General features: G+C 70.1%; 23 protein-coding genes. 5 read left to right on the top strand and 18 right to left on the bottom strand.

All coding sequences use genetic code 11. From position 1 onward, the window contains the following. The first annotated feature begins 23 nt into the window (after window positions 1-23). Window positions 24-866 carry an alpha/beta hydrolase family protein gene (locus IEY88_RS23985; RefSeq protein ID WP_189157046.1) on the top strand — a complete coding sequence of 281 codons (843 nt, stop codon included), beginning with the start codon at window positions 24-26 and terminating at the stop codon, window positions 864-866. 47 nt (window positions 867-913) lie between these two features. Here the strand turns inward: IEY88_RS23985 and IEY88_RS23980 are convergent, their stop codons facing one another. Continuing rightward, on the bottom strand, window positions 914-2,386 hold the full coding sequence (locus tag IEY88_RS23980; protein ID WP_189157045.1) for a tannase/feruloyl esterase family alpha/beta hydrolase: 1,473 nt from the start codon (window positions 2,384-2,386) through the stop codon (window positions 914-916). A gap of 45 nt (window positions 2,387-2,431) precedes the next feature. On the opposite strand from IEY88_RS23980, the gene IEY88_RS23975 reads away from it, so the two are divergent. Both IEY88_RS23975 and IEY88_RS23970 read left to right on the top strand, forming a co-directional pair. Next, a complete protein-coding gene (locus IEY88_RS23975) occupies window positions 2,432-4,036 on the top strand; it encodes a serine/threonine-protein kinase (RefSeq protein WP_189157044.1) in 1,605 nt (534 codons plus the stop codon). Window positions 4,037-4,105: 69 nt separating this feature from the next. Beyond that, window positions 4,106-4,579, top strand: coding sequence for a cupin domain-containing protein (locus IEY88_RS23970; RefSeq protein ID WP_189157043.1), 474 nt, complete (start codon window positions 4,106-4,108; stop codon window positions 4,577-4,579). Here the strand turns inward: IEY88_RS23970 and IEY88_RS23965 are convergent. Further along, a complete protein-coding gene (locus tag IEY88_RS23965) occupies window positions 4,576-4,770 on the bottom strand; it encodes a ferredoxin (RefSeq protein WP_189157042.1) in 195 nt (64 codons plus the stop codon). The genes IEY88_RS23970 and IEY88_RS23965 overlap by 4 nt on opposite strands. Continuing rightward, a complete protein-coding gene (locus tag IEY88_RS23960; protein ID WP_189157041.1) occupies window positions 4,767-5,981 on the bottom strand; it encodes a cytochrome P450 in 1,215 nt (404 codons plus the stop codon). The genes IEY88_RS23965 and IEY88_RS23960 overlap by 4 nt, the downstream gene beginning before the upstream one ends. A 72-nt stretch (window positions 5,982-6,053) precedes the next feature. Between IEY88_RS23960 and IEY88_RS23955 the strand changes: the two genes are divergently transcribed. Next, entirely contained in the window at window positions 6,054-6,692 is a 639-nt protein-coding gene (locus IEY88_RS23955) for a TetR family transcriptional regulator (protein ID WP_189157040.1), read from the top strand. Here the strand turns inward: IEY88_RS23955 and IEY88_RS23950 are convergent. Genes IEY88_RS23950 through IEY88_RS23915 form a run of 8 tightly spaced genes read right to left on the bottom strand, consistent with a single transcriptional unit; the run spans window position 6,689 to window position 13,865 of the window. After that, the gene (locus tag IEY88_RS23950) at window positions 6,689-7,003 is read right to left on the bottom strand and encodes a hypothetical protein (RefSeq protein WP_229693683.1); all 315 of its coding nucleotides are present in this window, start codon (window positions 7,001-7,003) and stop codon (window positions 6,689-6,691) included. The genes IEY88_RS23955 and IEY88_RS23950 overlap by 4 nt on opposite strands. A 43-nt stretch (window positions 7,004-7,046) precedes the next feature. Then, complete coding sequence (locus IEY88_RS23945; protein ID WP_189157039.1) at window positions 7,047-7,505, bottom strand: SRPBCC domain-containing protein; 459 nt, start codon at window positions 7,503-7,505, stop codon at window positions 7,047-7,049. Then, complete coding sequence (locus IEY88_RS23940) at window positions 7,502-8,281, bottom strand: SDR family oxidoreductase (RefSeq protein WP_229693725.1); 780 nt, start codon at window positions 8,279-8,281, stop codon at window positions 7,502-7,504. Before IEY88_RS23940 ends, IEY88_RS23945 begins: the two co-directional genes overlap by 4 nt. Next, window positions 8,281-9,429, bottom strand: a complete 1,149-nt coding sequence (locus IEY88_RS23935; RefSeq protein WP_189157037.1) for a sulfotransferase family protein — start codon at window positions 9,427-9,429, stop codon at window positions 8,281-8,283. Before IEY88_RS23935 ends, IEY88_RS23940 begins: the two co-directional genes overlap by 1 nt. Continuing rightward, entirely contained in the window at window positions 9,426-10,481 is a 1,056-nt protein-coding gene (locus IEY88_RS23930; protein WP_189157036.1) for a DUF1214 domain-containing protein, read from the bottom strand. Before IEY88_RS23930 ends, IEY88_RS23935 begins: the two co-directional genes overlap by 4 nt. Before the next feature lie 59 nt (window positions 10,482-10,540). Further along, window positions 10,541-12,316: an adenylyl-sulfate kinase gene (cysC, locus tag IEY88_RS23925; protein WP_189157035.1), complete on the bottom strand. Its 1,776-nt coding sequence runs from the start codon at window positions 12,314-12,316 to the stop codon at window positions 10,541-10,543. Then, window positions 12,316-13,203: a sulfate adenylyltransferase subunit CysD gene (gene cysD, locus IEY88_RS23920; RefSeq protein WP_229693682.1), complete on the bottom strand. Its 888-nt coding sequence runs from the start codon at window positions 13,201-13,203 to the stop codon at window positions 12,316-12,318. Before cysD ends, cysC begins: the two co-directional genes overlap by 1 nt. Then, window positions 13,200-13,865 (bottom strand): 3'(2'),5'-bisphosphate nucleotidase CysQ, encoded by a 666-nt coding sequence (locus tag IEY88_RS23915; RefSeq protein ID WP_189157034.1) that lies wholly within the window; start codon window positions 13,863-13,865, stop codon window positions 13,200-13,202. Before IEY88_RS23915 ends, cysD begins: the two co-directional genes overlap by 4 nt. A gap of 74 nt (window positions 13,866-13,939) precedes the next feature. Between IEY88_RS23915 and IEY88_RS23910 the strand changes: the two genes are divergently transcribed. Next, window positions 13,940-14,554, top strand: a complete 615-nt coding sequence (locus IEY88_RS23910) for a TetR/AcrR family transcriptional regulator (protein ID WP_189157033.1) — start codon at window positions 13,940-13,942, stop codon at window positions 14,552-14,554. Here IEY88_RS23910 and IEY88_RS23905 read toward each other — a convergent pair. The 7 genes from IEY88_RS23905 to IEY88_RS23875 all read right to left on the bottom strand — a co-directional run bounded on the left by IEY88_RS23905 (window position 14,541) and on the right by IEY88_RS23875 (window position 22,194). Then, window positions 14,541-15,074 (bottom strand): cysteine dioxygenase family protein, encoded by a 534-nt coding sequence (locus IEY88_RS23905; protein WP_189157032.1) that lies wholly within the window; start codon window positions 15,072-15,074, stop codon window positions 14,541-14,543. The genes IEY88_RS23910 and IEY88_RS23905 overlap by 14 nt on opposite strands. A 29-nt stretch (window positions 15,075-15,103) precedes the next feature. After that, window positions 15,104-16,099 carry a YeiH family protein gene (locus IEY88_RS23900; protein WP_189157031.1) on the bottom strand — a complete coding sequence of 332 codons (996 nt, stop codon included), beginning with the start codon at window positions 16,097-16,099 and terminating at the stop codon, window positions 15,104-15,106. A gap of 69 nt (window positions 16,100-16,168) precedes the next feature. Next, on the bottom strand, window positions 16,169-17,071 hold the full coding sequence (locus IEY88_RS23895; protein ID WP_189157030.1) for a LysR family transcriptional regulator: 903 nt from the start codon (window positions 17,069-17,071) through the stop codon (window positions 16,169-16,171). Between the two features lie 16 nt (window positions 17,072-17,087). Continuing rightward, on the bottom strand, window positions 17,088-17,729 hold the full coding sequence (locus IEY88_RS23890) for a hypothetical protein (protein WP_189157029.1): 642 nt from the start codon (window positions 17,727-17,729) through the stop codon (window positions 17,088-17,090). Window positions 17,730-17,797: 68 nt separating this feature from the next. Next, window positions 17,798-19,513: a S8 family peptidase gene (locus tag IEY88_RS23885; protein ID WP_229693681.1), complete on the bottom strand. Its 1,716-nt coding sequence runs from the start codon at window positions 19,511-19,513 to the stop codon at window positions 17,798-17,800. 143 nt (window positions 19,514-19,656) lie between these two features. Beyond that, the gene (locus tag IEY88_RS23880) at window positions 19,657-20,703 is read right to left on the bottom strand and encodes an alpha/beta hydrolase (RefSeq protein WP_189157027.1); all 1,047 of its coding nucleotides are present in this window, start codon (window positions 20,701-20,703) and stop codon (window positions 19,657-19,659) included. A gap of 129 nt (window positions 20,704-20,832) precedes the next feature. Continuing rightward, the gene (locus tag IEY88_RS23875) at window positions 20,833-22,194 is read right to left on the bottom strand and encodes a cytochrome P450 (RefSeq protein WP_189157227.1); all 1,362 of its coding nucleotides are present in this window, start codon (window positions 22,192-22,194) and stop codon (window positions 20,833-20,835) included. Window positions 22,195-22,212 lie beyond the last annotated feature (18 nt).

The raw sequence follows: 22,212 nt of genomic DNA, 5'->3' as shown, positions 1-22,212 counted from the left end.
TCCCCGCCTGAAAGAGGATCCCGATGTTTCGCAAGATCGCTTATGGCACCGAACCGTCCCAGCACGGTGAGCTGCACCTGCCGGTCGGGGACGGCCCGTTCCCGGTCGTGGTGATGATCCACGGCGGCTGGTGGGCCGCGATGTGGGACGACACGGCCGTGCAGCCGCTCATCTCCGACCTGGTGGGGGAGGGCTGCGCGGTGTGGAGCGTCGAGTACCGCCGCATGGGTGAGCCGGGTGCCGGCTGGCCCGGGACCTTCGCCGACGTCGCCCGTGCCGTCGACCTGGTGGCGGAACTCGACGCGCCCCTCGACCTCTCGCGCGTGGCCGTCGTGGGCCACTCGGCCGGTGGCCACCTCGCCACCTGGACCGCGCACCGGGCCGCGCTGCCGCCGGACGTCGTCGGCGCACACCCCTCCGTGCGGCTGGTCGGCGTGGTGTCGCTGGCGGGCGTGCTGGACCTGGTCGCCGCGGACAACGCTCAGCTCGGCACCGAACTGGCCGATCTGGACGGCGAACCGCCGCGGGGCGCGCCCGGCCCGTCCGGACCGGACCACTGGCCGATCGTGGCCGCCGGGGTCGGGCGCGGCATGACGCGCTTCCTGCTCGGGGCCTCGGCGGTGGAGGACCCCGAGCTGTACGCGGTGACGTCACCCGTGGAGATGGCGGACGGCGGGGTGCCGGTGCTGGCGGTCCACGGGCTGGCGGACGAGGTGATCCCCGCGGACTTCAGCCGGAGGTACGCGGAGCGGCACCCGCGGGCGGAGTTCGTGGAATCGCCAGGGGCCGACCACTTCCAGGTGATCGAGCCCGACGGGCACGCCTGGACGATCGCGCGGAAGTGGTTGGTGGACAAGCTTTCCTGAAGAGAAGGCCCGGTCGGGCAGACCGGGCCTTCGAGACTTCTGGACTTCTAGACGCAGCGGTAGCTGGACGCGGCCTTCGGGTCGCCGTGGACGTACCGCGAGCTCCTCGGGTACGCGCACAGGTCACGGGTCGAGTCGGCGGTGGCGGCGGTCAGCGTCGCCGGTGCCTTGCCGCGTTCGACCCAGTCGACGAGCTGGCCCAGGGCGTTGGTGGGCTGCGCGCCGTCGCCGCCGAAGCAGTGGTCGACGCCGGGAGCGGTGAACAGGCGGTAGAAGTCGTTCACGTACCCCATCCGCCGCTCGACCGCGTCGCGGTACTTCAGCGTGCCGCCGTGCGGGATCAGCTGGTCGTTCGTGCCGACGAACGTGATCAGCTTGCCGCCCGAGCGCCGGAACGCCGACAGGTTGGTCTCCGAGGTGCCGATGACGCCGTCGTACTCGCGCACCGACTGCCGGAACAGGTCGCGGAACTGCGCGTAGGTGAGCTTCGAGGTGTCGAAACCGGGCTGCTTCAACAGGAAGTTCTGCACCCAGAGCGCGGCCACCGGGAAACCGGGACCGGACGCGCCGGGCAGCGTGCCCGCGAGCCACACCGGGTCGGCGCCCTTCGGCAGACCGGGCCAGAGGGTGCGGCCGCGTTCGTCGGTCGGGCCGTCCCAGATCTTGCGCATGACGTCGGCGTCGGCCTTCGTCACGACGATCTCGTTGCCCTCGCACAGGATCTTCCTGCCGACGAGCTGACGAGGGTCGTAGCTGCAGCGGTCCGGGCGGTCGACGATGCCGTTGGTGACACCGTCGTTGGCGTCGCAGGCTTCCACGGCCGCCTTGCGGAACGCGTCCAGCACGCAGTTGCTGACGACATGGCCGTCATTGCTCTGCACGGTCTGCGGCCACAGCGTCGCGACGGCGAACTGGGACCAGTTCACGGCGGGCGCGTTGGCGAGGATGCCGTCGTAGTCGTCGGGGAACTTCTGTGCCTCCAGGTATCCCTGGCGGCCGCCGGTGGAGCAGCCGTTCCAGTAGGAGTACGTGACCGAACGCTGGTAGTGCTTGCGCACCACCTGCTTCGCGATGCCCGCCGCCTCGTGCACCGAACTGCTCGCGAAGTTCGTCAGCAGGGTCTGGTCGACCTCGCCGTTCTTGACGGCCCAGCTCGTGTTCAGGCCGTCCAGCACCCCCGCGTCGGTCGTCACGGCCGCGTAGCCGTCCCGCAGTGCCTGGGCGAACGGCGCTCCGGTGTCCCCGGCGGCGTACGCGCTGCCGCCGACGCCCTGCAGCCGGCCGGTCCAGTTCTGCGGCAGGCCGACGACGACCTTCACGTGGTCGTCGGTGTGCGTGAGCGTCACGGTGATTTCGCAGTGCGCGTCGCGGCTCACGGCGTCCACGGACTCGATCTTCGCGCCGGCCGGTGCGGTGACCGCGACCGCGGCGCAGTTCGGGGTGCTCGCCGACGCCGGCGCGAGTGGCGCCAGTCCGGTCAGGAGCAGGGTTGTGGCCAACAGCTTCGTCAGTCGTCTCACGCCGCGCGACGTTAGGCGGGGGTGTCGGACGGTCGCGCCCGTCAGATGACGCTGCCCGTGTACGTCACCGGACCGGGTGACAGACTGCCGCGCATGCGCGAGGTGGGCAACAGACGCTACCGGCTGGTCCGCGAGCTGGGGCGCGGCGGCATGGGGGCCGTGTGGCTGGGTGAGGACACCGTCCTCGGCCGCGACGTCGCCGTCAAGGAACTGCTGCTGCCCGCGGGAGTGCCGGCCGCGGAACGCGCCGTGTACCGGGAAAGGGTGCTGCGCGAGGCCCGCACCGCGAGCCAGCTCCAGGACCCCGCCGTCGTCACCGTCTACGACCTCGTCTCCGAGGACGACCAGACGTTCATCGTGATGGAACTGATCAACGCCCCGACGCTGGAGGAGTCGGTCGACCTCGACGGACCGCTCGGCACGCGCGAGGCCGCCACGCTGGCCCGGCAACTGCTCGGCGCACTGGAGGCGGCGCACTCGTCCGGCGTCGTGCACCGCGATGTCAAGCCCGGCAACGTGATGGTGCCCGGCAGGGGCACCGCGAAGCTCACCGACTTCGGCATCGCCCAGTCGCTCGACGACCCGCGCCTGACCGCCACCGGCACGTTGATCGGCTCACCCGCCTACATGTCCCCGGAACGCCTCGCGGGCGGCGACGCCTCACCGGGCTGGGACCTGTGGGCGTTGGGGGCCACGCTGTTCTTCGCGGTGGAGGGCCACGGCGCGTTCGACCGCCCGACCACCTCGGCGACGATCCTCGCGGTGATGAACGAACGCCCGGTGCCCCGCGTGGCCGGCCCGCTCGGCGAGCTGATCACCGGCCTGATGGACCCCGATCCCGCCCGCCGCCTCGGGGTTTCCCAGGCGCACAGGCTGATCGAGCACGCTCTGGCCACCGCAGAGGTCTACCCGGCCAGGCCACAGGTCGTCACCGGTCCCGTGGTGGACGGCACTCCGACGGTGACACTGCCCAGCGGACCGTTCGCACCCACGTCCGGCCCGATCTCCATCGGCCAGTTCGGCCCGGCCCCGGCCGTCGCCGTCCCGCCTGCCCGCAAGCGCTCGGTGGGCCTGATCCTCTCCGCGACACTGGTCCCGCTGTTCCTTGTGGGCGCGCTGGTCCTGCTGTACCTCACGGTGTTCAAGCCGATGTTCACCAGCTGGGGCCTGGGCGTGCCGGACGGCCCCGCGAGCACCGCCGCCATGCAACCGGTCCTCACCATCGGCCCGGACGGCGACCTGAAGGACGACACGCTGTCCATGGCGTTCCGGAACTCCTGCCTCACCTGGCTGCCCGCGAAGGACGCCCCGAAGATCCAGAGCAAGGACCGCGTCGGCTGCTACGCCGAGCACGACGTCGAACTGCTCGACACCGTCCTCGCCGACACCGAGACCGAGAAGGACGTGCCGTATCCCGGCGCCGAGCAGCTCACCAAGGTCGGTGGCACGGAGTGCACGCGCACGTTCCTGTCCGCCAAGGTGAACGGGCAGGACAAGGAGAAAACGTTGCGGTACTGGGTGATCATCCCGACCGCCCAAGCGTGGAAGGTCAAGACGGAGAACGGGTACCGCAGCTCGGACCGCCTCATCCACTGCTTCGTGGGCAAGGCCGACGGCGCCAAGCTGACCGAGCCGCTCATGAAGAACTGAGCGGTCACAAAGCGTCGGGCAGTCTTGTCTTAGATGGTGAGGAAACCACCAAGACGAGGAGACGAACACATGTCCTACCCGGAGAAGGTCTACTTCGGATCGACCGGCGAGGTCAACGCGCACTACCGTCCGGCGGACAGCCCACCGGACACCGGCCGTGAGGGCGACGGCATCCACTACCTCGCGACCACCGAGACCACGCGCGGCGAGTTCGGCCTGTACCGGGTCATGATGAAGCCCAGGGCGGGCGGGCCCAGGACGCACTTCCACCGCACGATCTCCGAGTCGTTCTTCATCCTCAACGGCACCGTGCGCCTGTACAACGGCGACAAGTGGATCGAGGCGGGGGCGGGGGACTTCCTGCACGTGCCGCAGGGCGGGTTGCACGCCTTCCGCAACGACGCCGACGCACCGGCCGAGATGTTGCTGCTGTTCACGCCCGGTGCGCCGCGCGAGGAGTACTTCGAGCGGCTCGGCCAGGTCGCGGCGGAGGATCGCGCCGCGTTCCTGGACAAGCACGACTCGTACTTCGTGGAGGACTAGACCCGCACCTCGATGGCCGACGCCGGGCACACCGCCGCCGCGTGCCGGACGTCGGCCAGGCGCTCCGCGGGCGGGCTCGCGTCCAGCAGGTCCACGAGACCGTCGTCGTCACGCTGGTCGAACACGTCGTCCGCGGCCAGCACGCACTGCCCGGCCCCGACGCACTTCCCCTGGTCCACCACGATGTTCACGCCGACCTCCAGGTGACGGGCAGCTCGGCCACGCCGCCGGTGAGCGTCGCGCGGACCTGGAGCTGGTCGAGTTCCTTCGCCAGCCGCATCTGCGGCAGGCGCTTGGCCAGCGCGGCGAACACCACGCGCAGCTCCGTGCGGGCCAGGGACGCGCCGATGCAGAAGTGCGCGCCGTGGCCGAACCCGAGGTGTGTCCTTTCCGGACGGTCCGGGTCGAACTCCTCGGCGTGGGAGTAGACGGTCACGTCGCGGTTGGCCGCGTTGATCGACAGGACCAGCGCGTCACCGGCGTGGATCGTCACGCCCGCGAGGTCGACGTCCTCCTTCGCGTACCGCAGCAGGCCCAGGTCGCCGGGGGCGCCGAGGCGCATGACCTCCTCGACCACCGCGTCGACGCGGCCGTCGGGGTCGGCGACGAGGGCGTCCCAGCGCGACCGCTCCGTGAGCAGGAACAGCACGCCGAGGCCGATGCGGTTGACCGTGGTCTCGTGGCCCGCGAACAGCAGGCCGACGCACAGCCGGACCATCTGCACGTAGTCGAACGACGGGTCTTCGGCCTGCGCGCGCACGAGGTCGGAGATGACGTCCTCGCCGAGCTGCCCGCGCTTGCCCTCGACGAGTCCGACCATGTAGCGGAAGAACTCCTCGCGGGCCGCGTGCGCCTCCTCGCCGATCTCGGTGCTCGCCATGCGCTCGGACAGCGACGCGAACAGCTCGTTGTCCTCCTCCGGCACGCCGAGCAGCCCGCAGATCATCGCGACGGGCAACGGGAACGCGAGCCCGCGGTGCAGGTCGACCACGCCGGTCTGCTCGTGCTCGGCGATCAGCTGGTCGAGGCAGGCGTCGACGAGCCGCTCCATGTTCTCGCCCAGCAACCGCATGCGCTTGGCCGAGAACGCCGGCGTGAGCAGGCGGCGCATCCGCGTGTGGTCGGCCTCCTCGGTCGCGTACTCGCCGGTCGGGCCGTCCTGGACGGCGGAGGTCGAGATGCGGGAGGCCTTGTCCGGTTCCGGGTGGGAGCGGCCGAAGCGCTTGTCGCCCAGCAGGAGGCGGACCTCCTCGTACCGCGTCACGAGCCAGGCGGGGTCACCCGCGGGCGTCGTCACGGGCGCGATCGGAGCCTCTCGTCGCAGCACCTCGTAGAGCGGAGCGAGATCGAGGACGTTCGGCCTGGCCAGTGGCAGCTTCAGGCGCTCTGCGTCAATGCTCATGCACCGACCGTAGCGCTTAATGGCAGTTGGTGCCAATAAAGATCCGAACGGGTGACGTGCTTGAATCACCCGATGACGGACGTTGCGACAGAAAAGCCTCGCCGTGGCCGGCCGCCGGTCAGCGACGAGCAACGTCAGCGTCAACGCCTCGACCTCTCCCGCCACGCGGTCCGGCTCTTCGCCGAGCAGGGCGTCGCCGCCACGTCGGGGGAGCAGATCGCGCACGCGGCGGGCGTCTCCGAACGCACGTTCTGGCGCTACTTCCCGCACAAGGAGAGCTGCGTCGAACCGCTGCTCACCAAGATGGTCGACGCCTTCTGCGCCGTGGTGCGGGCCTGGCCGCGCGAGCTCGAGCTGATCGACCACCTGCGCGAGGCCTACAGCCCGCTGCTGGACGCGGCGTCCGACGAGGACATCGAGGCCGTCCTCGCCGTCGTGCGGCTCACCCACGGCGAACAGGCGTTGCGCGCCGCCTACCTGATGCTGCGCGAACGGGCGGAGGACGCGCTCGCGGAGGTCCTGGCCGAACGGGCCGGGCTGCCGCAGGACACCATCGAGGTGCGCGTGCAGGCCGCCGCCATGAGCGCGGTGCTCAAGGTCGCCACCGACGACGTGGCGAGGGCGGCGGCCGGCGGCGTCACGAGGGACACGCTGGAAGGCCACCGCGAGCAGATCGCGGCGGCCCTGCGCGGCCTCTCCCGGATGCTCTAGAGGCTCAGGCTCGTCAGGGCCACGATGAACGTCACGATCAGCGCGAACACGATCAGCACACCGACCGCGCCCGCGACCAGCAGGCCCGATCCGGCGGACCGCCACGGGGCGGGCGCCGCCGTCTTCACCACGCCGCCCACGACCAGCGATCCGAGCGCGATCCAGACGAACGAGTAGGCGTACTCGCCGCCCTGCCAGCCGAGCGATCGCATCGCGTCGGTCAGGAAGGCGGTGAAGGTCAGCACGAGGAGGACGGCGGACGTGGCGAACCCGGCCAGTGCGGCGAGGCGGCCACGGTCGATTTCGGTCACACGTCGAGAGTGCCGCTACTGGTGAGTGGCGGCATCGGTACAACTACTCAGCCGTGAGCAGCCCTTCGACCCGTTCGCGCAGCGCGTGTGCCACCGAGTCGAAGCCGTTCTTCACGTACTCGCGCTGCGCCGCGAACACGGCGTCCGCGTACTTGCCGGTGAACGTCTCGAACGTCCGGTAGCTGCACCGGTCATCTGACAGTGGCGTGACCACCTGGTCGCGCACCCCGAGCAGCCCCGGGAACGTGTCCCCGGTGTCGTAGCGCAACAGCCGCGGCGGCTCGACCACGCGGATGTACTCCCGGCTCACCCAGGTGCCCTCACCGCCGTCCGGTTTCGGGAGGGTCAGGTCGATCGGCGAGCCGACGGCCAGTGTCGTCGCGACCGCCCGCGTGTAGGGATTCCACTGTGGATAGTGCGGGTAGTCGAGCAGCACGTCCCACACGAACGCGGCGGGCGCGTCGATTTCCACGACCACGGACTCGATCAGGTGCTCGCTCATGCCGGCATGTACTCCCCGCCGTTGACGTCCAGAACGGCGCCAGTGACCTCGGAAGCGTGGCGCGACAACAGGTACAGGACCGCACCGGCGCAGGCCTCGTCGGTCGGGACGCGGCCCAGCGGGCTGCGGGCGGCGATCTCGTCGTAGACGTCCTGTTCGGTGATCCCGCGCGCCTCGGCGGTGAACTTCAGGTAGAAGCGCACGCCCGGTCCGTCGAGCCAGCCCATCACGGCCTGGTTCGCGCGGATGCCGTGCTCGCCCAGTTCCAGCGCCAGGAACTGGGTCGCGGTCGCCATCGCGGCCTTCGCCACGGCATAACCGCCCTCGCCACGCATCGGTTTGCGGGTCGTCATCGTGCCGACGTTGACGATCGAGCCGCGCCCGGCGGCCTTCATGTGAGGCACCACCTCGCGCGTCACGTTCAGCGCGCCGAACAGGATGATGTCCATCGACCGGCGGACCGCCTTCTCCGGCGTCTCCAGCAGGTCGAACCAGCCGGGGTGCCCGAACGCCGAGTTCACCAGGCCGGTGATCGTGCCGAACCGGTCGACGGCCGTCTCGACCAGCCGAGCCACCTCGTCGGGCCTGCGCACGTCACACCGCACGCCGACGGCCTCGCCACCGGCGGCCGCGACGTCCTTCTCCACCTGCTTCATCACGTCGGCGGACCGCGCGGCCATCACGACCTTCGCGCCCTCGGCGGCGGCGCGGACGGCGAGCTTCGAGCCCAGGCCGGGGCCGACGCCGGTGATCACCACGACCTCGTCTTGCAGCATCACAGGTAGACCTCCGAGTAGAAGGCGAAGTCACGGTCCAGCTGGTCCTCGGAGAGCCCGAAGTCCTGTGGTGCGTAGGAGTGCGAGCCGTGCCGTTCGGTGCGGTTCTGCTCCAGGTAGGCCTCGAACGCCGCGTCGTCGGCGGGACCGGCGGGCAGGCCCAGCGCGTCCAGCACCTGACGGGCGACCTCGAGCGGTTTGCTGACGGTGTCGGCGAACCGCACGTCCACGAACCGGCCGGGACGCGCGGACCGGGCCGCCGCGAAGCCCTGCAGCGTCGTGGCGAACCTGCGGGACCAGTACCGTCCGATGTGGACGGTATCGACGTTCTCGCTGTACTGCGAGGACATCGCGCGCACCATCGACGCGTACGACGGCACGGCGTTGACCGGCGAACGGTGCGTCATCACGATCTTGCAGTCCGCGAACTCGTCCAGCACGGTGTCGACCGCGGTCAGGTGGTGCGGCGACTTCAACACCCACGGCAGCGAACGACCGGGGTTCTGCCACTGCAACACCTGCAGCCACTCGCGCAGCTCGCGGTAGGCCGGGCGTTGGTCGGCCGACCGCAACCAGTCGCCGTAGGAGGGCACCCGGTAGAACGAGTCGAAGCTCATCGACACGAACGTCCGGTCCAGCAGGATCACGTCCTCCTCCGGCCCGTCCCACACCACGGTGTGCAGGTCGCCGAAGTCGGGGGAGAGCTGCGAGAACACCTGCATGCGTTCCTGCGCACGACGTTTGCGCTGCTCGGCCTCCGGGCTCTCGCCGGGGAACGGCAGCGGGTACGCGACCTCCCACGACAGCGTGGACGTCACCTGCGGGGAGGCGGCCAGCAACCGGTGCAGCAACGTCGAACCCGTGCGCGGCAGACCGCAGATCTCGGCCGCCACGCTCACCTCGACGTCGAGCACGGAAGGGTTCGCCCGCTGCAACGCGCGCAGCCGCAACCGGTCGGACAGCAACGCGGTCAGCCGGTGCTTGGTCAGCTCAAAACCCAACGGGGACAACGCCGCCTCGGTGTTGAGGCTGCGCACGAGCACGTCCAGCGGCTCGCGGAACCAGTCGTCGCCGAAGTCGGAAAGCCCGGTCTTGGCGGAGGCCTTCTCCAGCAGTTCCGCGACGTTCAGCGCGGTCGTGACCGTCATCGAACCTCCTCCAGGGGCACCACGCGGCACTTCGGAATTGGGTGTTCCGACGCGCCGAGCCAGCGCAGCAACGCGGTGCCGGAACTGTGGCCGCAGGTGTCGATCCAGTTGCCCACACCGGGATCCTCGGCGGCGACCACGATCGTCAGCCGGCCGTCCCGCACCGTCGCCGTGTGCTTGTTGACGGTGATCTTGCGACGGTGGTCGAGGGACTCCATCCACCAGTTGTCGAGCTGGAAGTTCCAGTACGGGCAGTCCGGCACGTCGGTCTCGATCACCCACGCCTCACCGGGTTCCAGCACCCAGTACCCGTGCAGGTAGAAGATCTCCGGATCGCCGCCCGCCCGCTGGAACATCTCCTGGCCGAAGTCGGGCAGCTCGTTGGGGCGCGCCATGAACGTCCGCGTCCAGTGCGCGAACGTGGCCGCGGTGCCGTGCACCGACAAAGCCGCTCGCTGCAACGCTTTCGCGAGGAACTCAGGGGTGAGAAGAGCGGGTTCGGCCGGCCCGCCGATCTGGTCGATCTGCCACTGACCGGGAACCTCGGTCGTGCGGTCGAGGTAGGTCTGGCGCACCACGAGACCGGTGGAGTCGGGAGCGAGCGGCAACCAGTTGCCTGGCTGTGGATCGGCGCTCGCGATGATCTCCACCGTGCCGTCCGGGGCGATCGTCAGGCCGGCGTCGGTCAGCTCGCCGGTCGACGCCATCGTGCCGTCCTTGGCGTACCGGTTGGCCTTCGAGCCGATGCTGAAGTACGCGATGGTGCCGCGCGTGCCGGTGATCCGGTAGTTCCGGTCGCCGCGGACGTTCGCGGACAGGTAGACGTTGTCCGGGTTGTCCGCGCCGATCTTCACGAGGTCGAGCTCGTGGAAGCGCGGGAAGTCGGGATCGGCGTTGTCCAGGCAGGAGTACAACATCTCGCGCGTCAGCCGGGCGAGGTACCGGTACCCCTCAGCGCGGTCGAGCGGGGTGTCCGGCGCCCCGTCTGACAGCACGACCTCGCCGGCCTTCTCCAACGCCCGGCAGAACTGCGACCACGCCTGGTCCGGCACTGAACGCCTCCCGAATCTAGAACGTGTTCTAGCTGAAGCTACACGATTTTGGACAACGTTCAACAGACGCCGAGCGCGCGAAGCCGCTGCAGTACGACCTCGGCCGCGGCCTGGGGTTCCAACGCCGTCGTGTCGAGCCGGACCTCGGGTTCCAGGGGCGGTTCGTAGGGCGAGTCGATGCCGGTGAAGTTCGCGAGCTCACCGCGGCGAGCCTTGCGGTACAGGCCTTTCGGGTCGCGCCGCTCCGCCACGGCCAGCGGTGTGTCGACGAAGACCTCGCAGAACTCGTTCTCGCCGACCAGGTCCCGGGCGAGCGCCCGCTCGGCCCGGAACGGCGAGATGAACGAGACCAGCACGATCAGACCGGCGTCGACCATCAGCGCGGCGACCTCGGCGATGCGCCGGATGTTCTCGACGCGGTCGGCGTCGGTGAACCCGAGGTCGGAGTTGAGCCCGTGCCGCACGTTGTCGCCGTCGAGCAGGAACGTGTGCCGGCCCTCGGCGTGCAGCGCCTTCTCGACGAGGTCCGCGATCGTGGACTTGCCCGCCCCGGACAACCCGGTCAGCCACACCACGCACGGCCGGTGCCCGTTGCGCGCGATCCGGGCCCGCTTGTCGACCGTGAGCGTCTGCCAGCGCACGTTCGACGGGCTCAGCGCGAAGTCGATCATCCCGGCGCCGACCGTGGCGTTGGACAGCCGGTCGAGCACGATGAACGACCCGAGGTCGCGGCTGGTCCGGTAGCTCTCGAACGGCACGGGTGCGTCGAAGTGCACGTTGTCGACGCCGATCTCGTTGAGCCCCAACGCCTTGGTCGCGGTGAAGCCGACCGTGCGCGCGCCGATCTTGACGAGGTACTGGCGGCCGGGGAGCAGTCCGGTCTCGTTCAGCCAGACCAGCTTCGCCTGGAACGAGTCCGCGATCCCCGGTGGGTCGTCCGCGGCGCCCAGCACGTCGCCCCGGCTGGCGTCCACGTCGTCCGCCAGCACGACGGTGACCGACTTGCCGGTCGGGGCCTCGTCGAGGTCGCCGTCCATCGTGACGATCCGGGCGACCCTGGTGGTCCGGTTGCCGAGACGGACCGTCTCGTCTCGTTTCAGATTGCCTGCCAGCACGCGCCCGGACAGGCCTCGGAAGGTCGCATCGGGCCTGTTCACCCACTGCACGAGGAAACGAGACGAGACGTCTCGTCTCGGCGCGGGCCGGACCGATTCCAGCCACTGCAGCAGGGTCGGCCCGTCGTACCAGGGCGTGAGCTCGCTGCGCCCCACCACGTTGACGCCCTCGGTCGCGGACATCGGCACGCAGGTGACCTCGGTGAAGTCCAACCCCGCGGCCAGCTCCGCGAACTCCCCGCAGACCTCGTCGAACACCGCCTGCGAATACCCCAGGAGGTCGAGCTTGTTCACGGCCACGACGACGTGCCGAATCCCCAGCAACGACGCGATCCGCGCGTGCAGGCGAGTCTGCGCGAGCACGCCCTTGCGCGCGTCGAGCAGCAGAACCGCCGCATCGGCCGTGGAAGCCCCAGTGACCATGTTTCGCGTGTACTGCTCGTGCCCCGGGGTGTCCGCGACGATGAACCGCCGCGCCTCGGTCGCGAAGAACCGGTACGCGACGTCGATCGTGATGCCCTGCTCGCGCTCGGCGGCCAGCCCGTCCACCAGCAGTGCGAAGTCCAGTTCGCCGCCCCGCGTGCCCACGCGCCTCGAGTCCGCCTCCAGTGCCGCGAGGTGGTCGGCGTAGAGCAGCTTCGACTCGTACAGCAGCCGGCCGATCAGCGTGCTCTTGCCGTCGTCCACGCTGCCGCAGGTGATGAACCGCAGAAGCTCCATCAGAAGTACCCCTCCCGCTTCTTGCGCTCCATCGACCCGCTCTGGTCGTGGTCGATCACCCGCCCCTGCCGTTCCGACGTCGTCGCGGCCCGCATCTCCTCGACGATCTCCGCGACCGTGCGCGCCTCGCTGCGCACCGCGCCCGTCAGCGGGTAGCAGCCCAACGTCCGGAAGCGGACCAGTTCGACGCGCGGCTCCTCGGCCAACGGCATCCGGTCGTCGTCGACCATGATCAGCGCGCCGTCGCGGTCGACCACCGGTCGCGGGGCCGCGAAGTACAGCGGCACCACGGGGATCCGCTCGCGCTCGACGTAGCGCCAGACGTCCAGCTCGGTCCAGTTCGACAGCGGGAACACCCTGATGCTCTCGCCGGGCGCGACCCGCGTGTTGTAGAGCCGCCACAGTTCCGGGCGCTGGTTCTTCGGATCCCACTGGTGTTGCGCCGTGCGGAAGGAGAACACCCTTTCCTTGGCGCGCGAGGCTTCCTCGTCACGCCGTGCGCCGCCGAACGCGATGTCGAACCGGTGCTCGTCCATCGCCTGCCGCAGACCCTGGGTCTTCCACAGGTCGGTGTGCCGCGCGGAGCCGTGGTCGAACGGGTTGATGCCCGCGGCCACGCAGTCCGGGTTGCGGTGCACGATCAGGTCCAGGTCCAGTGAGGCGACGGTCGAGTCCCGGAACGCGATCATCTCCCGGAACTTCCACGTCGTGTCGACGTGCAGCAGCGGGAACGGCGGCTTCGACGGGTGGAAAGCCTTGCGCGCCAGGTGGAGTAGCACCGAGCTGTCCTTGCCGATCGAGTACAGCAGCACCGGGCGCTCGCTCTCCGCGACGGCCTCGCGGAAGATGTCGATGCTGTCGGCTTCGAGCTGGTCGAGGTGGTTCACGTGAGCACCCCCGCGAGTTCCGGACGGCAGATCAGCAGGTCGGGCAGCCACGGATCGGGCTGGTTGTAGACGAGCGGGCGGCCGTCGGCGCGGGAGGCGTGCAGGCCGGCCGCGCGGGCCACGTGGACGGGCGCGGCGGAGTCCCACTCGTACATGCCGCCCGCGTGCAGGTAGGCGTCCGCGTCGCCGCGCACCACGGCCATCGTCTTCGCGCCCGCACTGCCCATCGGCACCAGCACGGCACCCAGCTCCTCGGCGACCCGCTGGGCGAACGCGGGCGGGCGGGTGCGGCTGACCACGATCCTGGGGCGGCGGTGGGAAGTGCGTGGAGCCGGGAGCAACGCGGGCACCGCGACCGCTCCGGCCACGAGGTCACCGCGTTCCCACAGGGCGACGTGCACGGCCCAGTCGGTGCGGCCGGGCTCGGCGTACTCGCGGCTGCCGTCCAGCGGGTCGATGATCCACACCCGGTCGGCGGCCAGCCTGCGCGGATCGTCCGGCGCCTCCTCGGACAGCACCGCGTCGTCCGGCCGGTGCTCGCCCAGTTGCGCGGCGAGGAAGAGCTGGGCGACGTGGTCACCGCCGCTCGGTCTGACGCTCACCAGCAACCGGCCCGTCTCGGTGGCCAGTCGTCTCGCCAGCTCCGCATCGGTCTCCGCCATGCACCCGAGGTTAGCGGCCAAACCGAACAACGTTCAATATGCTTCTGAACGTTGTTCAAGTTAGGCTGAACGCCGTGAGCACCGAGCAAACGGCCTGGGGTGACGCGGAGGGCAGGCGGCGCGACATCCTGTCGTCCGCCGAGCTGATCCTCGAGCAGCAGGGCTACGCGGGCCTGACCATGCGCGCGATCGCGGTCGGCGCGGGCGTCAGCTCCGGCACCGTGTACCAGTACTTCTCCGGCAAGGAGGACGTCTTCGCGGCGCTGATGGAACGTCGCTTGGACGAGCTCCAACGCACCCTCGCCCAGGTGGACCGCGGGCTGGGCGTCGCGGGCGTGCTCAGGGAGATCGAGCCGCAGATCACCGAGTTCTGGCGGCGGTTCGGGCGGTCAGCGGCGCAGTGGGAGGCCAAGGTGCTCTCCGGCGGCCGCCGGGGCAAGGAGGTCGCGGACTCGGCCCAGGACTACCGCAAGACCCTCAAGGCGCTCGCGAAGGCGTTGCGCGAGACCGCCGAGGCCTCGGGCCACCGGTTGATCGACGACCCCGCGCTGCCGCACTGGGTCTGGGACTCGCTGATCGGCCTCGCGGACGACCTGCTGCTGCAGGGCGCGCGGATCAACCGGGTCAAGCCGGCTCAGCTGGTCGAGTTCGCCACCGGCGCGATCGAACGCGGCATCATCGCCCGCTGACGGGCTGGTCGTAGCGGCGCCGGATGCTCGTGCCGAGGATGCTGACGTCGGCGCCGTAGACGTGGATCGAGATCGCCACGGAGCTGGAGTTGTTGCACACCTTGTGGATGTCACCCGGCGGCACCAGGTAGGCCGCCACGCCCTCCGGGGTCTTGTTGACCCGCAACGGGATCAGCCGATCGCCGCGCAGCCGGTAGGTGGTCTCTTCCTCCTCGCCGACGTACGTGCCGACGACGCACCACGAGACGTGGTCGTGGATGCAGGTCTCCTGGCCGGGTAACCAGACCAGTGCGACGACGGAGAAACTGCCGTCCGGCTCGACGTGCAGGACGTGCTGGCGGTAGGCGTCCGGGTCTGGCTCCCGCTGCGCGGCGCTGAGCAGGAACGGGTCGGTGAGGTGCCCTTCGAGCGTCCTCGCCACGCGCGCCGCGACGGCCGCGTCGTCGCCACCACGGGCGATCGCGGCGCGGAGCGAGCCCACCAGGAGCGTGGCCGTGGGGGAGAGCAGGCTGTGCGTCATGAGCGGGTTCCTCCTTTGAGGAAGGGAGATCAGCCGATCAGCGCCGTGCCGGTCAGCACGAGGACGACGATCACCGTGGTCGAGAGCAGGCCCAGCAGCAGGACCGCGGGGCCGGAGCGGATCAGGGAACGCAGGCGCACCGCCGTGCCGAGCGCGAACATGCCCGCCGCCAGCAGCACGTTGTCGACGAACGTCGCCGTGGACAGCACGACGTCGGGCAGCAGACCGGTCGCCCGCACCGCCGCCATGGCGAGGAAACCGACGACGAACAACGGCACGATCGGCGGGCGTTGGCCGGAAGTGGGGTACTTGAGGCGTTCGGCGAAGCTCACGGCGGCGAGCATCGGCGCGAGCAGCACGACCCGTGTCAGCTTCACCGCGACGGCGATCGCCAATGCTCCGGTGACGGGCCCGGCGGCGGCGACGACCTGTGCGACCTCGTGCACGCTGCCGCCCGCCCACACCCCGTACTGCGAGGGCGTGAGGCCGGTCAGCGGGAACAACGCGGGCAGGCCGAACATCGCGACGGTGCCGAACAGCGTGACCAGGCCGAGCGCCTTCGCCACGTCCTCCTCGTCCTGCTGCCGCACGCTGTTCATGGCGGCCACCGCGGACGCGCCGCAGATCGAGAACCCGGTCGCGATCAGCAACGACAGGCCTTCGCTGACCCCGAGCACCCGCCCGAGCCACCGCGTGACGACGAACGTCACGACCACAGCGATGACCGCGAGGATCAGGATCTCGTAACCGAGCTTGAGCACGTCCTGGAAGACCAGCTTCAACCCGAGCAGCACCACGCCCAGGCGCAGCAGGCGTCGTCCGGCGAGCTTGATCCCGGGGGAGACCGACTGCGGCAGCGTCACGACGTTGGCCACGACGGCGCCGAGCAGCACCGCGACGGTGAGCGCGCTGACCGAGGGGTACAGCCAGGACACGACCATCGCGACCGCGACGCCGCCCGCGACCAGCGCGAGGCCGGGCACCAGCGAGTCGGCCGTGCGCGGAGTCGTCCTGACGATGCCCATGTCATCAACGATGACCAGTGCGGGCTATGTGCAGTAGACGGCCATTTCTTGGGGGCCTATAAGGCGCACTTATGCGTTGGCCGACGCGGAGATCAGCGCGTCCACGGTCGCGCGCATGATGGGCAGCTTGATGAGGTCCGGCCACGTGTACAGCGCGGTCAGCCGTTGCGCCGCGGACTCCACCTCGACGGCGGTCAGACCGGGGTGCTGGAGGAACGACAGCAGCAGCCTGGGCACCAGCGCAACGCCCAGACCTGCGGTGACGAGGCTCTGGATGGCCAGGTTGTCGTCGGTGGAGCAGGTGATGTCCGGGACGAAGCCGGCCTTGTCGCACGCCTGGTGCAGCGCCCGCTGGCACCGCACACAACCGGCGATCCAGCGTTCCTCAGCCGCTTCGGCCAGTGACACGCGCTCCCGTCCGGCGAGCCGATGTCCCGCAGGTACGAGCAACGCCAGCGGCTCGCGCAGCAACGGCACGCTCAGCATGCCGTTGACCGTGGCCTCGTCCTGCGGTTCGTCGAGGTAGCTGAAGCTCAGCACCAGGTCGACCTCCCCGCGCCGGAGCAGCGCGAACGAGTCCGGCGGCTCCTCCTCGACCAGCTCGAGCCGCAGTTGAGGCCGTTCCTCGGCGAGGATCGCCGCCGCCGCGGGCACCAGCGACACGTTGGCGCTCGGGAACGCGCAGATCCGGATCGTGCCGATGTCGTGCGTGGCTATCGCGCTGACCTGCTGGTGGGTCGTCGCCAGCTGGTCGAGCAGCTCCGACCCGCGTTCCGCGAGGATCCGGCCGGCCTCGGTGAGGTGCAGGCCCCGGCCCGTCCGCACGAACAGCGGCCCGCCGACCTGCCGTTCCAGCGTCCGCATCTGCTGGCTGACGGCGGGCTGGGTGCAGTGCAGCAGCCGGGCGGCGGCGCTGAACGATCCGGTCCTGGCCACCGTCGCGAAGACCTCGAGCTGGCGGGTGTCGAACATTCCCGCACTGTAGATGTCACTTCCCGGTGACGAGCGAGTCCAGCGTCGCGCCGTTGTGCTCGCCGCAGTGCCGCCGGGAGGCGTCGAGCGTCATCGGCTTCTCCGCCTCGTCCGGTCTGCCGACCTGCCCGAAGAGCCGCCTGAGCAGCTCGACCTGCTCGTCGAGACCCGCACGCAGGAAGTCGCCGCAGCTCGACCGGACGGTCAGCCGGTCGTCCGACGGCATGAGGTCCACCGGCCCGAGCACGAACAGGAACGCGAGGATGATCGCGAGACCGAACCCGATGACCGCGCCGCTCGCGGAGCTCTTGCGCGGGGCCAGCCAGTTCTGCGCCTGCTCGACGAACGGCTCGGCCGGGGAGAGGTCGGTGTCGATCCAGAACTCGAGGCTGTCGCCGCCGGTCACGTCGAACTGGACGTGCCCGGCGGCGAGCATGATGCGCACTATCTGCCCGCGGTCGTACGAGCCGGCCCAGAACGGGTCGGACCGCACGAGCACCAGGCGGTCGGGCAGCAGGAACACGACGTCGCGCTCGCCCCTGGCGAGCCGCTCGGTCTGGCCGGGGCCGACGATCGTGCCTGCCAGCCGTGCCATCACGAGGGCGTGTTCGTGCTCGTCGAGGGCCTCGGCGGCCGACGACCACAGATCGGGTTCCACGTCACTGCTATCGCTGCAGGCGGGGACCAGAGTTAGCCGCGGGCGCCGAGGTTCCTCCGAATGCCGTCCTAGAAGGTCAGCTTCCAGGAGTTGACGTAGCCGGTGTCCTGCGCCGCCACGTCCTTGACCTGCAGTTTCCAGGTACCGTTCGCGACCTCGCCCGACGCGTTGACCGTGTAGGTCGCCACGACGTTGTCAGCTGAATCACTGCCGGAGTTCTTGAGGCGGAACGCGGTGCCGTCCGGGGCGATCAGGTCGATGACGAGGTCGCCGCGGTAGGTGTGCACGATGTTGACGTCGACCTTGAGCGTGGCCGGGGCGTTGCCGGTGACACCCGAGACCGTGATGGGGCTGGTCACGGCCGCGCCGTTGTCCGGGATGTTCACGTCGGCGGTGTTCTCGAACGAGTTGCCGGGAGGCGTGCCCGTGCCGACCGCGGCCAGCGCGTCGACGCGGCCCTCACCGAAGAAGTTGTTCTTCGCCGTGGTGCCGGAGCAACGGCTGTCGGTGCAGTTCAGGTCGTCCGCCTGGCCGGCCAGCAACGTGCGGAGCTGGGCCGGGGTGGCGGTGGGGTTGGTCGACTTGAGCAGCGCGGCGACACCCGCGACGTGCGGGGAGGCCATCGACGTGCCGGACTTCGAGCCGTAGCGGCCGCCGGGGACCGTGGAGTAGACGCTGTCGCCGGGCGCCGCGATGTGGATCTTGTCGGTGCCGAAGTTGGAGAACGACGACTTGGTGTTCGTCGAGCTGATCGACGCGACGCTGACCACGCCGGCCACCTCGGTCGGGACGCTCAGGCAGGCGTTGGTGACGGTGCGCGTCACGGGAGTGGAGTCGTTCGGGCTGGTCGCGTCACGGGACTTGTTCGCGAGGTTGTAGTTCTCGTTGCCCGCCGCCGCGACGTTGAGCACGCCCTTGCCCTCGGCGTAGGCCACCGCGCGCTTCACGCCTTCGAGGATCGCGTCCTGGTCGGCGTTGTCCGGGCAGTTGAACAGCCACGGGTCGGTGTAGTAGCTGTTGTTGGTCACCTCGAAGCCGCGGTCACCGGAGAAGACCATGGCGCAGATGGTGTTCTCGGGGAAGAACAACCCGCTCGGCTTCTCGGCGATGCGCACCGACGCGATCTTCACGCCGGGGGCGACACCGACCATGCCGCTGCCGTTCTTGGCGGCCGCGATCGTGCCGGCGACGTGCGTGCCGTGCGTGTCGGTGTCACGCCACGAACCCGCACGCGTGTCGAGCTTGCCGTAGGCGCAGGACGCCGAGTTGGCGGAGTCGAAGTTCGGCTTGAGGTCAGCGTGCTGGTCGTCGACACCCGTGTCGAGCACACCGACCGTGACGCTGGAAGACCCCGTGTTGACCGCCCACGCCTTGTCGGCGCCGATCTGCGTCATGTCCGAGCGCAGCGGCTCACCGGTGGCAGGCGTCGCCTGAGAGGGGTTGGCGGGAATCGGCGGGTTGGCCGACTCGGCGGGCACGTCGGTCGTGCGGGTGGCGCCGACCTTCTGCACACCGGACACGGCACGCATCTTGGTGGCGAAGTCAGCGGCACCGGAGTGCGCGACGATGACGCCGATGGCGTCGTAACTCGTCCACACGGAACCACCGTTGCCGCTCACGGCCGTCGCGGCGCCGGAAGTGGCTCCCGGCGCCGTGATGACCAGATAAGCACGCGTACCCGCGGCAGGTGCCGCCGCGGCGGGTGTGGCCGCCGTCAGCGCACCGGCGCCCACGGCCGCGGCGATGACCGCGGCGCGCAGGCGAGATCGTGAACCCAGGAACACGGATTCCTCCAACTGCTCAGCGGGCGATGCCCGCGCACTTCGCGCGGGTGCAGGGGCCCGTCAGGTCATTAGAGGACGTTCCGCGTGATTCGGGACGCCTGCTTCGAGAAATGCCCCGTTCGGCTCACGACGAACGTCGCACGTCAGGCGCGGGGCGCGAGAAGGCTGACGAAGTGGTTCATGTCGGCCTGCACGCACGCCTCGTCCGCGTGCTTCCCGCTGCAGCCCGGCGCCCAGCCGCTGCCGTCCCCGTAGTCGTGCAGCTGGAACGGGATGCCGTTGGCCCGCAGGTTCGCGGCCGTCACGAGCGTCGTCTCCCTCGCACGGTTCTCCAGGACGGCCTGGATCGGGTTGACCGTCAGGTCACCACCGTTGCCGGTGTACAGCGCGATGCCCATGCCTCGCAGCGTGTGCGTGTTGTGCGCCGGACTCTGCGCGTTCCAGACGCCGTCGAACGGCCAGAACGGCGACCCGAACACCGCGTCGGCGTTCACCGTGGGGGTGCCGGACCCGGGACTGATCATGGTGGAGGTGATGGCCGCGCGGATCTCGGAGTTCCGCAGGTCCAGCCCACCGGAGAAGCTTCCGACGTGGCTGAACAGTTCGGGCCGGTGCTCGGCGTAGTGCAACGCCCCGAAGCCACCCATGGAGTGCCCGACGATGGCCCGGTTCGCCCGGTCCGGTTTGGTGCGCAGGTTGGCGTCGACGAACGGGATCACCTGCTCCAGGTGGAACGTCTCCCAGTTCTGCGGTCCGGCGGCACCGGGGTTGACCCAGTTCGAGTACCAGCCGCGCCCGCTCCCGTTGGGCTGCACGGTGATCAGTTCCGCGTTCTCCGTCGCCTTCTCGACCACGCGCTGGTTCCACTGCGAGTCGGGCCGGTCGGGGTGGCCGTGCAGGTAGTACTGGACCGGGTAGCGCTTGGTCGTGCTGTAGGCGGACGGCAGGGTGACGACGATGGCGTGCCTGCCGGGCTCCTGGCCCGCCAGCAGGGTCGGCGTCGGCACCTGGTCCGTGGACACGCTGAAGACGAACGTGCGGCGGTTCTCGTCGACCCACCGCGGCTGGCTGGTCACGGTGAGGCCGAAGCCGTCGGTGAGGTGCGGTGGTGCCTCGTCGGCCTGGGCCGGGGGACTGGACAACGCCATCACGGTGGTGAGGGCGGCGATCGCGCGCAATCGGGCTGCCATGCCTTGATCATGGTGTTCGGGCTGGTGGGAGGACCAGGCCAGGAGACCGGCCATAACTGGCCGGTCGGTCACAGTCCTGGGCAGATCAGGCACGTCTTGTCGTCAAAGTGCGTGCGGCAGAGTCCGTGCTCATCCGCCGATCGTGGTGAGGCTCGTCGGCAGGCGTTCGAAACCGCGCAGGATGCGGGTCGGGCGGCGGCGCGCTCCGGGCAGCGGGGCCAGGTCGGGGAAGCGGTCGAAGATCGTGCGCAGGCCGATCTCGCCCTCCATGCGCGCGAGCTGGGCGCCGAGGCAGTAGTGGCGGCCGGCGCCGAACGACACGTGGTCGCGGGCGTTCGGGCGGCTCACGTCGAACACCGACGGGTGCTCGAACACCTCCGGGTCGCGGTTCGCCCCGGCCAGCACGGTCGTGACGAGCTGGCCGCGGCGCACCGGGATGCCGGCGACCGTCGTGTCGCGGGCGCACATGCGGCCCGTCAGCAGGACCGGCGGGTCGTACCGGAGCACCTCGTCCACGGCGTTGGCCCACAGCGACGGTTGCGCGCGCAGGGCTTCGAGTTGCCCGGGATGCTCGGTGAGCAACGAGATCCCGTTGCCCAGGAGGTTGACGGTGGTCTCGAAACCGGCGGCGAGCACCAGGCCCGCGGTGGCCTTCAACTCGCGTTCGGACAGGCCCTCGCCGTCCTCGCGGGCGGTGATCAGGCGGCTCAGCAGGTTGTCGCCCGGATTGGCGCGCAGGGCGTCGAGGTGGCGGGAGAGCCAGGTGTCGAACGAGTTCAACCCGGTCTCGACGTCGCGGAACACCCGCCAGGACAGGCCGAGGTCGAGGCTCGGCGCGGCGGCCGCGCCCAGTGCCAGCACGGTGGAGCGCTCTCGCGGTGGCACGCCGAGGATCTCGCTGATCACGGTGACCGGCAGCAGGCCGCAGTACGTCTCGATCAGGTCGACCGGGTTGGCCGGGTCGAGGCCGTCGAGCAGCTCGTCGGCGATCTCCTGGGTGCGCACGCGCAGCTGTTCGACGGCGCGGGCGGTGAAGACGCGAGTGACGAGCTTGCGGTACCGCGTGTGCGCCGGGGGTTCGACGGCCAGCAGCGACGGCGGCTGGACCGGGTGCATCACCTCGGTCGCGGACCAGGCGGCGAGCTTGCCGAGGATGCCGGCGCCGAAGCGCGGGCGGGCCGTCACGAACGCGTCGTCGGACAGGACCGCCTTCACGACCTCGTGCCGCGTCGTGGTGTGGCCGATCTTCGTCGCCGCGAGCGGGCCTCGGGCGCGGATCTCGTCGAAGAGGCCCGTCAGGTCTGCGCCGGTGGAGGCCTCGACGGTGATGCGGCCCTGCAGGTCGCCGCGGCGGGCGGCGAGGCGCAGGACGGCACGCGGCAACGCGTGGCCGATGCTCCAGCGCACCGCCGGTTTGACGTGCTGCTCAGCCAGGCTCGTCACGGTTCGCAGCGTGCCCAGTGCGCCGCCGTGAGTCAAGGTCTCGGCCATCCGGTCGAATGCGAAGTC

Origin of the sequence: Lentzea pudingi (assembly GCF_014646255.1) — a bacterium.
Classification (GTDB): Bacteria; Actinomycetota; Actinomycetes; order Mycobacteriales; family Pseudonocardiaceae; genus Lentzea; species Lentzea pudingi.
Note: the sequence above shows the minus strand (reverse complement) of the source record. Positions and strands in the feature narration are given on the sequence as shown.